The following is a 12,893-nucleotide window of genomic DNA, read 5'->3' as shown; positions in this document are numbered from 1 at the left end:
TTCGCCTAGCCCGCGGACGCGCCGGCGCTAAATAATGTGTAAAAGCGAATATCGCTATTAAATAGTAATAAACTGTTTTAGTTTACATAATTAAAATATTGTTAATAACAGATTTTATGGTAAATAAAGGTCAAAGCATTGCCCTAGTTTAGAGTAAATGCTATGTTCTTAAAGGATTTAATTTTAAGGAGGATTTATAAATGAAAAGCAGCTTTATCAAGAACAAAACACTCGTAACTACTGGTGCGATTTCAGCGTTGTTATTAGCAGGATGCAGTAGTGAAGAAAGTAATAAGGAAGAAACAAAAACGGCATGGGATGAAATACAAGAAGAAGGATCGTTAACAGTTGCTACTTCTGGAACGCTTTTGGCTACTTCTTTCCGTGATGAAGAATCTGATGAATTAACAGGATTTGAAGTAGAAGTAGTTCGTGAACTAGGCGAACGTTTAGAACTTGATATTGAGTTTAAAGAGCTTGGCTTTGATGAAATGCTGACAAGTGTTAATACAGGGCAAATTGATCTTGCCGCGAATGATATTGAAATTACGGAAGATCGCGCTGAAGAGTTTATTTTTTCAACACCGATTAAGTATTCTTATGGTACAGCAGTTGTTCGAAAAGATGATTTATCGGGCATTTCGAGTTTAGAAGATTTACCGGGTAAAAAAGCAGCAGGTGCATGTACTTCCATCTATATGGAAATTGCACGTGAATATGGTGCAGAAGAAGTTACTTATGATAACGCTTCGAACGAAGTGTATTTGCGTGATGTTTCGATTGGGCGGACAGATGTTATTTTAAATGATTATTATTTATCGACGTTTGGTGTTGCCGCATTCCCAGAATTGAATATTACAATTCACCCGGACATTAAATATGCTCCGTCAGAAGTGGGTCTTGTAATGAACAAAGACAATAAAGAACTTGCTGAAAATGTTAACAAAACCTTAGAAGCAATGCTTGAAGATGGCACAATTACTGAAATCTCGGAAGAGTTTTTTGGGGGTGCAGATGTTTCTGTGAAACCGGATATTGAAGAAAACTAAGCAGGAGGTTGGCCCATGAACGACATTGAATGGGGATTATTATTTGACCCGGCCTTAGCGATTAAATCGTTACCTTATGTACTTGAAGGGATTGGCTATACCTTGCTGATTTCAATAGTCAGTATGATTGTAGGGGTAATCATTGGTTTTTTCCTATCGCTTGCTAGAACGTCCCCACTAAAAATTTTACAATTCCCCGCACGCCTTTATATCTCTTTTATGAGAGGTGTGCCAATTCTTGTTATTTTGTTTTTACTTTATTTCGCAATGCCTGTTGTCGGAATTGAATTTACAGCAGTCCAAGCAGCGTTGATTGGTTTCTCGATCAATAGCGCAGCTTATATTGCGGAAGTTTTCCGTTCTTCATTGGCATCGGTAGATAAAGGACAATGGGAGTCATCTAGGGCACTCGGGTTAACGTATTGGCAATCCATGCGTCGGATTATTTTGCCGCAATCCATTCGAATTGCGCTACCACCATTATCAAACGTCTATTTAGATTTAATCAAAGCTTCTTCGTTAGCTGCTATGATTACGGTTCCAGAAATTTTCCAAAAGGCGCGAATTGTTGGTGCACGTGAATATGATTTGTTAACTATGTTAATCTTAGTAGCTCTTATTTACTGGGCGATTTGTTCGATCATGACGATTTTGCAAAATTATCTTGAAAAAAAATACGCTGATTATATTTAAAAAGCATCCGGAAAATCTCCGGATGCTTTTTATTATCCCATTAGTGCTACACTCCTAAATTTTTATTGCCACGTTGATAAAAACCGTCCATTTCTTCTTTTGGAACTAACGCGCCTCCAGTTGCCCAAACAATATGTGTAGCTGTGTTCATAGGAACTTTATTTACTTGTGCATAATCACTTGCTTGAATTTTCAAAGGTCCAAGAAGTCCTGCCGTAGCGGAAGGTTCTACAAAAATACCTTCACTTGAGGCTAACAGTGTTAATAACGAAAACAACTGTTGATCTTCGATGGTATAGATCCCACTCACCGTTTTTTCGCTAATACCTGAAGCAAAACTAGATGGTCGTCCAACTGCTAGCCCATCACCTTCTGTCACATTATCGATGCCAAAGTCTTGAACACATACTTTGTTTTTTTCACCGGTCATTAGCCCAATAAGGACAGCTGGCGAATGTGTAGGTTCCACAAAAAAGCAATGAACTGCATCGCCAAAAACTTGCTTGAGGCCGAACGCAATGCCCCCCGGTGCACCGCCTACTCCACAAGGTAAATAAACAAATAGTGGATGTTCGGCATCAACTTGTACACCCGCATCATTCAATTGTTGCTTGAGTCGAAAAGCAGCCACACTATATCCTAAAAACAATTGCTGTGATTTTTCATCATCGACAAAATAGGCATTTGGCTTGGCCACTGTTTCATTTCGCCCAGCTAAAATGGCTTCACTAAAATCGCCTTCAAATTCGACGACCGTAGCCCCTTTTTCACGCAGCAACTCTTTTTTCCATTGTTTTGCGTCTGCAGACATATAAACAAAAACTTGGAACCCCAGTTTCGCGCTAATAATGCCAATGCTTAGCCCAAGATTCCCTGTAGATCCTACCCCTATGGAATATTGGCTAAAAAAACCCTTGAATTTTTCGGATGAAAACTGCTCGTACGATTGCTCAGTTGAAATGATACCGGCATCTATTGCTAATTTTTCTGCATGATGCAATACTTCGTAAACACCACCACGCGCTTTAATAGACCCCGCAATTGGTAATTCATTATCGCATTTCAAAAACAGCAATCCCTCAATATTATCTGTAAATCGATCGTTTAATTGAGTTTTCATATTAGGGATTTCACGCAAAGGTGATTCGACAATACCATTTGCTTCTGCCGTGTCAGGAAATTCTGCTGCTAAAAATGGAGCAAAGCGTTGCCAAAGCTGCTCTGCTTTTTCCATATCTGCTAAAGAAACTGGCAAGTTGTTCATATCAGCCATTTTTTTAAGTTTCGGGTTTAGCCAAACAACTGGCTTTAAGTTCATGATTGTTTGTAACAAAGGATAGGTTGAAATCCATTCTTTTAATTGCCTTTGTTCTACGTTCATACAAATCCCCTTCCATTCAAATTGTCTATTAATTACAGCACACAGAAGCAAATTACAAGATACACCTTATTACTGGTTTAAAGTTTGTCGACTCAAGCCTTTACTAAGACCTAATAAAGTAAGCCCAATCATAAGGAGTACCCACCACTGTACTTGCACAACGGGGCCAATTCCATCAAAGAAAAAACCAACTCCTAGTACAAAAGCAAATGCGACCATCGCATACAAAGCCGATTGCACATATAGTTTCCATTCTTGATATTTTGGTTTGAAAACAGATGAGCGGATCATGCGGAAAATAAACAAAATACCAAAGACACCAACTACAAGTAAGGTTAACAAAATCAAGGAGACACTTCCTAAAGCGAATTTATTGTCAACCGGTGTGAAAATCGTAATCACCCCATTTAAAATTCCATAGGAAAGTGCAAACCAGCCAACTAAACCAAGAATACCTGTAGAAAAAAGCAATATTATGTTTCGTTTGTTTTCTGTTGGCATATTGGCAATCAGTTCATCAGCGTAAGATTTTAGAGAATCACCAAAAAGATCCTGAGCATCTTTGCCATTTTCTTGCGCTTCGATTAAATGATCAAGCAAATCCATTAATAATTCTTCTGCTGCATGTTCATCAACACGCAAATCCGTTCGAATATACAGCAATACATCTGTGTAAATTTTTTCGTTTTCTACGTTTAACAACTCTCTTTTTTGGTTATTTTCTTTAATTAGTTCTGCTGCGTTTCTCATCTTTTTCACTCCTTTTTAGTAATTGACTAACGGGTTGGGCAATTTGCAACCATTCAGAAGAGATTTGTTCGAGTTCACCTTTTCCTTTATCGGTTAAAAAATAATATTTACGATTGGGACCAGTTGCAGAAGGTCTCATTTCTCCCTGTATAAATCCGTTTTTTTGAAGCCTTAACAACACGGGATAAATTGTGCCGTCGCTAATATCAGGTAATCCTATTTTTTGAAGTTTTTGCGACAGCTCGTAGCCATAGACGGGTTGTTCTTCTACAACAGCCATTACGCATGCATCCAAAACTCCTTTCAATAACTGACTTCTAAGAGCCATTGTGGTTCCTCCTCAAGGTATTCGGTATTACAAGATAGCTATCTAAAAAAATAACTACCTTGCATAACCAACTAGTTAATTTTATTATATTCAGTCATTTTACACTTGTCAACGATTTCTATTCTAAAATTTAAAAAAACCGACCAAATGGCCGGCTCTACAAAGTTCCTGCTTTTAATTTTTCGTGCCAATCTGCAAGCATAGGCATATCCGCTTCGTTGATTGCTTGCGTGCTCAATGCTTGTTCGACAAGTGCTGGGAAATTCGTTAGTGTATGGAACGTATAGCCTGCTCCTGTGATAGCTTCGATTGACTGAGGCAAATCGTAAGTGAAAATAGCTACGATTCCTAGAACTTCAAACCCTGCTGCTTCAAGTGCTTGCGCTGCTTGCAAGACGGATCCACCTTTAGAGATTAAATCTTCAACAACAACCACTTTTTTACCGGTTTCGATTTTACCTTCAATCATATTCGTTTGACCATGTTCTTTTGCTTTCGAACGCACATAAACCATTGGCAATTCCAGCAAATCACTAACCCATGCAGCATGTGGAATACCGGCTGTCGCTGTTCCTGCTACCACTTCACAATCAGGATAATATTCGTTAATTGTCTCTGCTAATCCTTTGGCAATGTCTTTCCGAACCGCCGGGTATGACATTGTTAATCGATTGTCGCAATAAATCGGAGATTTGACACCTGATGCCCATGTAAATGGATCTTGAGGGCGCAATTCAACTGCACCAATCGATAATAAATGATTTGCTATTTCGTACTTCAAGATTTCCCACTCCATTCTGCTTGGATTTGTGCGTAACTTTCTGCTGGATTTTCAGCTTTGGTAATCGCTCGGCCAACTACGATATGAGTCGATCCTTTTGTTCGTGCCTGTGCTGGAGTTGCGACGCGTTTTTGATCATCAGCCGACACCGAAGCCGGACGAATGCCTGGTGTTACACGTAGAAAGTCTTGTCCGCATGCTTCGCCAATAGCCTCTGCCTCAAGCACTGAGCATACAACACCATCTAACCCTGCTTGCATCGCTCGCTTTGCGTAATGTAAGACAGACTCTTCTAAACTGACATAAACCAATTGATCCTCATGCATATCTTCTTCACTTGTCGAAGTTAATTGTGTCACTGCAATCAATTTCGTCTCACTACCTGCCAACCCACGTTTTGCTGCTTGCATCATTTCAAGCCCACCAGCAGCATGGACATTGACTAAATCTACTCCCAATTTGGCCAAGCCTCGCATAGCGGACTCTACTGTATTGGGAATGTCATGCAGTTTTAAATCCAAGAAAATGTCATGACCTTGTGATTTTATAAAACGAACCAATTCAGGTCCTTCTTGAAAATAAAGCTCCATGCCTACTTTAACAAAAAGCGGCTCAGAAAATTGTGCTAAAAATTCTTCTACTTGTTGTTTAGATGCAAAATCTAAAGCGATAATGGGTTTATTCACAGACGGTGGCTCCTTCCGACAAGCTGTTCTACCGAATCAAATCCAAGTTCATGCAATCGTTCAGGAAGTTGTCCGATGATTTCTGGACACACAAATGGATTAACAAAATTTGCTGTTCCGACAGCTACAGCACTTGCTCCGGCTGACAAAAAGTCGATGACATCATCTACATTTGTTATACCACCCATTCCGATGATTGGCAGTTTCGTGTGTTGACTTACTTCATAAACCATACGCAAAGCAACAGGCTTAATAGCAGGTCCAGACAAGCCACCCGTAATATTAGCGATAATCGGTCTCCCTGTTTTCGTATCCATGCGCATGCCGAGTAATGTATTGATCATCGTGATGCCATCAGCACCACCTTCTTCAACAGCTTTTGCGATAGAGACAATGTTCGTCACATTTGGAGACAACTTAATATAAACCGGTACAGCAGACACTTCTTTTACAGCACGCGTTAATTCACGTGCGACATCAGGATCCGTACCGAATGTGATGCCACCTTGTTTAACGTTTGGGCACGAAATATTAATTTCGAGTGCATGAACATTTGGTGCTTGCGAAATCATTTTTGCAACTTCTACATAATCTTCAGTTGTTGTACCGGCAACGTTTGCGATAATCGGTACATCGTATTTTTCCAACCAAGGCAATTCTTGCTCTGTAACTTTTTCAAGTCCTGGGTTTTGTAAGCCGATTGCGTTTAACATCCCAGATGCGGTTTCTGCTACTCGTGGTGTTGGATTGCCAAGGCGTGTTTCTACTGTTGTTGCTTTAATCATAATGGCACCGAGTTGCGATAAATCATATAGTTGCGCATATTCTTTACCAAATCCAAAACATCCTGAAGCAGGAATGATTGGATTTTTTAAGTTGAGTCCTGGTAGTTTTACTGTCAAATCGCTCATGAAATCACCACTCCTGCTGGAAATACCGGACCATCTGAACACACTTTGATGTAATCCGTTTCACTTTTCGTTGTCCGGCATACACAAGCAAAACATGCACCGATACCGCAGCCCATTCGCTGCTCATAAGATAAAAACCCTTTTTTCTGTGGATATGCCCATTGAACCGCTTCAAGCATTGGTGTTGGACCACAGCTATAATACGTATCAAAATCCGTTGGCAATTCATTTAAGATATGCGTGACAAACCCTTGCGTACCATGAGATCCATCCACTGTCGCAATATGCGTTTCGCCAAGTTTACGGAATTTATCTTCATAGAATACGGCTTGTTTGCTTTCAAATCCTAAAATATGGACTGTTTCAATGCCACGTGCGTTTAATTGTTTCGCCAGTTCATACAAAGGCGGTACACCAATTCCTCCGCCAATTAAATACGCTTTTTTCTCGGCTTCTTCGACAGGAAAACCATGCCCAAGTGGACCTAGCACATCTATTGTGTCACCTGGTTTTTTTTCAGCTAATAGTCCAGTACCGCGTCCTTCAGCTCGGTAAATCATCGTAAATTGCGAAGCTTCCAAATCAATGGATGCGACAGATATTGGTCGACGCAACAATGGTTCAAAGCTGTCTGCGACTCGTATGTGAACAAATTGTCCGGGCTCTGCCATTTCATTGGCAAGAGCTCCTTGAACAGTTAGTTCAAAAATACAATGGGCAATTTCTTGTTGGTTAATGACTTGCATGCGCTCTTGTTTGATCATATATTTGCCCCCATTGCTTCAGCTGAAAAGGTCATGGATTCGATAACGCGAAGCATCGCTTCTGCTGTATCAAGTGAAGTTAAGCAAGGAATGCCGTTTTCAACCGATTCACGGCGAATGCGGAATCCGTCACGTTGTGGCTGTTTGCCCTTTGTTAAGGTGTTGATGACAATTTGCGTATCGCCATTTTGAATAACATCTAGTAAAGTTTTGCCTTCTGAACCAATTTTACCGATTGGTGCTACTACTATGCCAGCTTCTTCAAATGCTTTGGCAGTTCCACCTGTAGCCATGATTTGATAACCGATCGCTTTAAAACGTTTTGCTAAACCAACCGCTTCTTCTTTGTCTTTATCTGCGACGGTTAGTAGCACTGTGCCATGATCTTTTACTTCCATGCCAGCTGCTGCTAAACCTTTATACAAAGCTTTTTCGAGTGTTGTGTCTTTGCCCATTACTTCTCCAGTTGATTTCATTTCTGGTCCAAGCGTAATGTCTACGCGGCGTAACTTCGCGAAAGAGAATACCGGTACTTTGACAAAGACCCCTTTTGAAATCGGTGCAAGACCTGGTGTAAAGCCTTGGTCGACTATGCTTTGACCAAGAATTGCTTTTGTGGCAATGTTCGCCATTGGAATCGATGTGATTTTACTCATAAATGGCACTGTTCGACTTGAGCGCGGGTTTACTTCGATAACAAACACTTCGCCTTTTGAGATGACATACTGGATATTGAGCAAGCCGATAATGTTTAATCCTTTTGCTAGTCGCGTCGTATAGTCGACTAAAGTTTCTAGTAACTCATCCGAAATGTTTTGTGTTGGATAAACCGCAATCGAGTCGCCCGAATGGACGCCTGCGCGTTCAATATGCTCCATAATTCCAGGGATCAAGACGTTTTCACCATCTGATATCGCATCAACTTCTATTTCAATTCCCGTCAAGTAACGATCGACTAAGACCGGATGCTCTGGACTCGCTTCTACTGCGTGCTCCATATAATGTTTTAAATCTTCTTCGTTATAAACAATTTCCATCGCGCGCCCACCGAGTACATAAGAAGGACGAACTAGTACCGGATAGCCGATGTCTGTCGCGATGATAATGGCTTCTTCTGTGTTCACCGCTGTTTTGCCCAGTGGCTGTGGAATACCGATTTCGTGTAGCGCAGCTTCGAACTTATTGCGGTTTTCTGCACGGTCTGTATCTTCTAACGATGTGCCGAGAATCTTCACGCCATTTTGCTCGAGTTTTTCAGCTAAGTTGATCGCCGTTTGCCCACCAAATTGAACGACGACACCTTTTGGTTGCTCCAGATCAACGATGTGCATAACATCTTCAATCGTCAGTGGCTCAAAATACAATTTATCCGAGATCGAAAAGTCTGTTGAAACCGTTTCTGGGTTGTTGTTGACGATAATTGCTTCATAGCCTGCTTCTTTAATAGCCCATACTGAATGCACCGTAGCGTAATCAAATTCGACACCTTGACCGATGCGAATCGGACCTGACCCAAGAACAATGACGGATTCTTTATCCGTTTTCACTGATTCATTTTCATCTTCATACGTTCCGTAGAAATAAGGTGTTTCGGATTCAAACTCAGCCGCACATGTATCCACCATTTTGTATACTGGCATTAGCTTTTTTTCTTTACGCCAGTTGTACACTTGCTGCTCTGTTGTATTCCAAAGTTTGGCGATTGTCCGGTCTGCAAAGCCTAAACGTTTTGCACGTTTTGCTACGTCGTAGTCAAACGCTGCGTTTTTCAAATCTTCTTCGTATTTTACGATGTTTTCGAATTTCTTCAAGAAGAATAAATCGATTTGGCTCCATTCGTTAATGGTTTCGATTGTTACACCGCGACGAAGTGCTTCGCCGATAAAGAACAAACGCTCATCTCCCGCTCGACAAATACGTTTTTGAATCCATTCATCACTCATGCTATCCGCATTTTTTAGCTCTAAGTGGAATTGCCCTGTTTCTAATGAACGAACAGCTTTCAGGATAGATTCTTCGAATGTACGTCCCATTGCCATTACTTCGCCGGTTGCTTTCATTTGCGTTCCTAAATTACGTTTTGCTGCTTCGAATTTATCAAAAGGCCAGCGTGGAATTTTCGTTACGACATAGTCTAGTGCTGGCTCGAAAGCAGCATATGTGCGCCCTGTCACTGGATTCATCATTTCATCTAACGTTAAACCGACTGCAATTTTTGCAGCTAGTTTCGCAATAGGATAACCTGTCGCTTTAGATGCTAGTGCAGAAGATCGACTAACCCGCGGATTTACTTCAATGATGTAGTAGTTAAAGCTAAATGGATCTAATGCAAGCTGTACGTTACAGCCTCCTTCAATTTTCAAAGCGCGAATAATTTTCAGCGACACATTTCGTAGCATTTGGTATTCACGGTCTGACAAAGTTTGGCTAGGTGCGACCACAATTGAGTCTCCAGTATGAATGCCGACTGGATCAATGTTTTCCATGTTACAAACTACGATTGCAGTATCGTTCTTATCGCGCATTACTTCGTATTCAATTTCTTTAAAACCTGCGATTGATTTTTCTAGTAAACATTGTGTAACGGGGCTGTATTTTAAGCCACTCGCCACTATTTCTTTTAACTGTTCGTAGTCGTGGCAAATTCCGCCGCCTGTTCCACCTAATGTAAAGGCTGGACGAACAATAACTGGGTAACCCACACGGTCTACAAAGTTTTCAGCTTCGGTCATGTTGTGAATAATATCTGAATCCGGAACCGGTTCGCCTAATTCGTTCATTAAGGTTCTAAACAAATCACGGTCTTCTGCTTTATGAATGGCTTCGAGTTTTGTGCCTAAAATTTCGATATTCAATTCGTCTAAAATTCCCGATTCGTCCAGTTCAATCGCCATATTCAAGCCTGTTTGGCCACCTAATGTCGGTAGAAGTGCATCCGGACGCTCTTTACGCAAAATTCGGCTAACAAATTCAAGTGTGATCGGTTCGATATACACTTTATCAGCGATTTCTGTATCCGTCATGATGGTTGCAGGGTTTGAGTTGATCAAGATTACGCGGTAACCTTCTTCTTTTAATGCAAGACATGCTTGTGTTCCTGCATAGTCAAACTCGGCTGCTTGTCCGATTACGATTGGTCCTGATCCGATTACGAGTATACTTTGAATATCTTGTCTTTTAGGCATGTTGTTGCTCCTTTCGAGTTGCGTTCATTACATCAATAAAGCGATCAAATAAGTAGTTTGAGTCTTCTGGTCCCGGTGATGATTCTGGATGGTATTGAACCGTGAAGGCTGGATAATCCAAATGAGCCAATCCTTCGTTTGTCCCGTCGTTTAATGCGCTATGCGTAACTTTTAAACGCGTCCCTTGTAACGTATCTTCATCTACTGCGTAGCCATGGTTTTGTGATGTGATTTCGATTTTGCCTGTTTCTAAGTCGCGTACTGGATGATTTCCTCCGCGATGACCGAATTTCAATTTGAAGGTGTCAGCTCCGCAAGCTCTTGCGAACAATTGGTGGCCGAGGCAGATACCGAAAATCGGAACTTGTCCAAGCAATTCGCGTACTACTTCTACGCACTCTTCTACATCTTTCGGATCTCCTGGTCCGTTTGATAGCATGACACCATCTGGTCCCCAAGCCAATATTTCTGTTGATGAAGTGTTATAAGGTACAACAATTACATCACAGTCTCGATTATTAAGTTCACGCAAAATGCCGTGTTTCATGCCATAGTCGATTAATACGACACGTTTTCCACGCCCTGGACTCGGGTAAGGGCGACCTGTTGAAACTTGTGCCACTTGGTCGTTAGGCAACACGGTTTCTTGAAGAGTTTTAATAACTTGGTCAACTTGAACTTCTTCTCCCGCTGCTGTTAATACGCCTTTGATGGCACCTTTTGCGCGAATTAAGCGCGTTAATTTACGTGTATCAATTCCTGTAATCCCTGGAATATTTTTAGTTTTAAACAATTCATCTACTGTTGATTTATTTCTAAAGTTTGATGGAAACTCCGCAATTTCACGAACGACCATGCCTTTTACTGCTGGTTCAATCGATTCAAAATCGTCGCTATTAATGCCATAGTTGCCGATTAACGGGTAAGTCATGGTAACAATTTGTCCACAATAAGATGGATCTGATAAAATTTCTTGATAGCCGGTCATGCTGGTATTAAATACGATTTCCCCGACTGAGGCATCATCGCCACCGAATGCTGTTCCTTCAAATACCGTACCGTCTTCTAAGATTAAATAACGTTTCATCAATTTGTCTCCTCCTGCCATACAATTTCGCCACCAAAGATGGTTGTTACTGGCCACCCTGTACAATTCCAACCATTAAATGGTGTGTTTTTACCTTTTGATAAAAATTCTTCTACTTGAATTGGTTGTTCTTTTTCAAGATCTAATAATACGAGATCCGCTGTTTGTCCAATTTCTAAAGTGCCATATGGCAAGTTGAATGTTTGGCTTGGTTTGATGGTTAACCAGTCGATTAATTGTTGTAACGTCCATGTGCCGGTTTTGACAAACTTGCTATAAAGCAGTGGAAACGCCGTTTCAAATCCGACAATCCCGAACATCGAGCCATTCATGCCATTTGTTTTTTCTGCTTCTGTGTGTGGTGCATGGTCTGTCGCGATAAAGTCTAGCGTACCGTCAAGCAATCCTGCGTGTAACGCTTCCCAATCTTCTTTCGCACGAAGCGGTGGGTTCATTTTATAGTTTGCATCGTCTGAAGGAATATCATCTTCCGTCAACAACAAGTGGTGAGGTGTAACTTCAGCTGTTACGCGAACTCCTGCACGTTTTGCGTCTCGAATGACGCGAACCGATTCTTTCGTGCTGACGTGGCATACGTGGTAATGTGCGCCTGCTGCTTCAGCCAGTAAAATGTCACGTGCGATATGCACGGATTCTGCAATCGCCGGGATGCCTTTTAATCCTAGTTCTTTGCTACGCTTGCCTTCGTGCATCACTCCATCGTAAATCAAGCTATTATCTTCACAATGCGCGACAACTGCCATATCAATTTTCGCTGCGTCTTGCATTGTTTCGTACATCATGCCCGCTTCTTGAATGCCTACACCGTCATCAGTGAAAGCAAATGCACCATTTTCTTTTAGTTCTTGCAAATTCGTGCGTTCTTTCCCTGCTTCTCTTATTGTGATCGAAGCATACGGCAAAACTCGGATAAGCGCATTTTTTTCGATCAATCCGTTAACCAGCTGCAGATTTTCTTTCGTATCAGGTACTGGGCGTGTATTCGGCATTGCACATATTGTTGTGTAGCCGCCTTTTGCCGCAGATTTTGTCCCGCTTTCGATCGTTTCTTTCTGTTCGCCACCTGGTTCACGCAAATGAACATGGACATCAACAAATCCTGGTGCAATCATCCGGCCTTTGCCGTCAATTTGGTGTTCGTTATCCGCTACTAACTCTTTACTGATTTCTTCAATTTTTCCTTCTTTGATGCGGATGTTGGTAGGTGTTAGTTCTCCATTTTGCAGCATGTTTACGTTTTTAATGAATAAATTCAAG

At 41.3% G+C, this 12,893-nt stretch carries 12 protein-coding genes; 2 read left to right on the top strand and 10 right to left on the bottom strand.

The annotated features are described in order from the left end of the window. The first annotated feature begins 200 nt into the window (after window positions 1-200). Both MLE13_RS01440 and MLE13_RS01435 read left to right on the top strand, forming a co-directional pair. Window positions 201-1,049: a transporter substrate-binding domain-containing protein gene (locus tag MLE13_RS01440; RefSeq protein ID WP_240747698.1), complete on the top strand. Its 849-nt coding sequence runs from the start codon at window positions 201-203 to the stop codon at window positions 1,047-1,049. 15 nt (window positions 1,050-1,064) lie between these two features. After that, window positions 1,065-1,742: an amino acid ABC transporter permease gene (locus tag MLE13_RS01435; protein ID WP_240747697.1), complete on the top strand. Its 678-nt coding sequence runs from the start codon at window positions 1,065-1,067 to the stop codon at window positions 1,740-1,742. Between the two features lie 46 nt (window positions 1,743-1,788). Here MLE13_RS01435 and MLE13_RS01430 read toward each other — a convergent pair whose 3' ends face one another. The 10 genes from MLE13_RS01430 to MLE13_RS01385 form a co-directional block, all read right to left on the bottom strand. Next, entirely contained in the window at window positions 1,789-3,123 is a 1,335-nt protein-coding gene (locus MLE13_RS01430) for a D-serine ammonia-lyase (protein WP_240747696.1), read from the bottom strand. A 69-nt stretch (window positions 3,124-3,192) separates the two neighbouring features. Then, entirely contained in the window at window positions 3,193-3,873 is a 681-nt protein-coding gene (locus MLE13_RS01425; RefSeq protein ID WP_240747695.1) for a DUF1129 family protein, read from the bottom strand. Beyond that, complete coding sequence (locus tag MLE13_RS01420) at window positions 3,848-4,201, bottom strand: PadR family transcriptional regulator (protein WP_240747694.1); 354 nt, start codon at window positions 4,199-4,201, stop codon at window positions 3,848-3,850. The genes MLE13_RS01425 and MLE13_RS01420 overlap by 26 nt, the downstream gene beginning before the upstream one ends. Before the next feature lie 157 nt (window positions 4,202-4,358). Further along, entirely contained in the window at window positions 4,359-4,982 is a 624-nt protein-coding gene (gene pyrE, locus MLE13_RS01415) for an orotate phosphoribosyltransferase (RefSeq protein ID WP_240747693.1), read from the bottom strand. Then, window positions 4,979-5,668, bottom strand: coding sequence for an orotidine-5'-phosphate decarboxylase (gene pyrF / locus MLE13_RS01410; RefSeq protein ID WP_240747692.1), 690 nt, complete (start codon window positions 5,666-5,668; stop codon window positions 4,979-4,981). The genes pyrE and pyrF overlap by 4 nt, the downstream gene beginning before the upstream one ends. Further along, window positions 5,665-6,579 carry a dihydroorotate dehydrogenase gene (locus MLE13_RS01405; RefSeq protein WP_240747691.1) on the bottom strand — a complete coding sequence of 305 codons (915 nt, stop codon included), beginning with the start codon at window positions 6,577-6,579 and terminating at the stop codon, window positions 5,665-5,667. Before MLE13_RS01405 ends, pyrF begins: the two co-directional genes overlap by 4 nt. Further along, the gene (locus MLE13_RS01400) at window positions 6,576-7,343 is read right to left on the bottom strand and encodes a dihydroorotate dehydrogenase electron transfer subunit (protein ID WP_240747690.1); all 768 of its coding nucleotides are present in this window, start codon (window positions 7,341-7,343) and stop codon (window positions 6,576-6,578) included. Before MLE13_RS01400 ends, MLE13_RS01405 begins: the two co-directional genes overlap by 4 nt. Next, entirely contained in the window at window positions 7,340-10,528 is a 3,189-nt protein-coding gene (carB, locus tag MLE13_RS01395; RefSeq protein WP_240747689.1) for a carbamoyl-phosphate synthase large subunit, read from the bottom strand. The genes MLE13_RS01400 and carB overlap by 4 nt, the downstream gene beginning before the upstream one ends. Then, a complete protein-coding gene (locus MLE13_RS01390) occupies window positions 10,521-11,618 on the bottom strand; it encodes a carbamoyl phosphate synthase small subunit (RefSeq protein ID WP_240747688.1) in 1,098 nt (365 codons plus the stop codon). The genes carB and MLE13_RS01390 overlap by 8 nt, the downstream gene beginning before the upstream one ends. Next, on the bottom strand, window positions 11,615-12,892 hold the full coding sequence (locus MLE13_RS01385) for a dihydroorotase (protein WP_276323765.1): 1,278 nt from the start codon (window positions 12,890-12,892) through the stop codon (window positions 11,615-11,617). The genes MLE13_RS01390 and MLE13_RS01385 overlap by 4 nt, the downstream gene beginning before the upstream one ends. Window position 12,893: the final 1 nt, after the last annotated feature.

Source organism: Planococcus halocryophilus (genome assembly GCF_022489025.1).
GTDB classification, from domain to species: domain Bacteria; phylum Bacillota; class Bacilli; order Bacillales_A; family Planococcaceae; genus Planococcus; species Planococcus halocryophilus_A.
The sequence above is the reverse complement of the archived record's forward strand: the minus strand, read 5'-3'. Positions and strand labels throughout refer to the sequence as shown.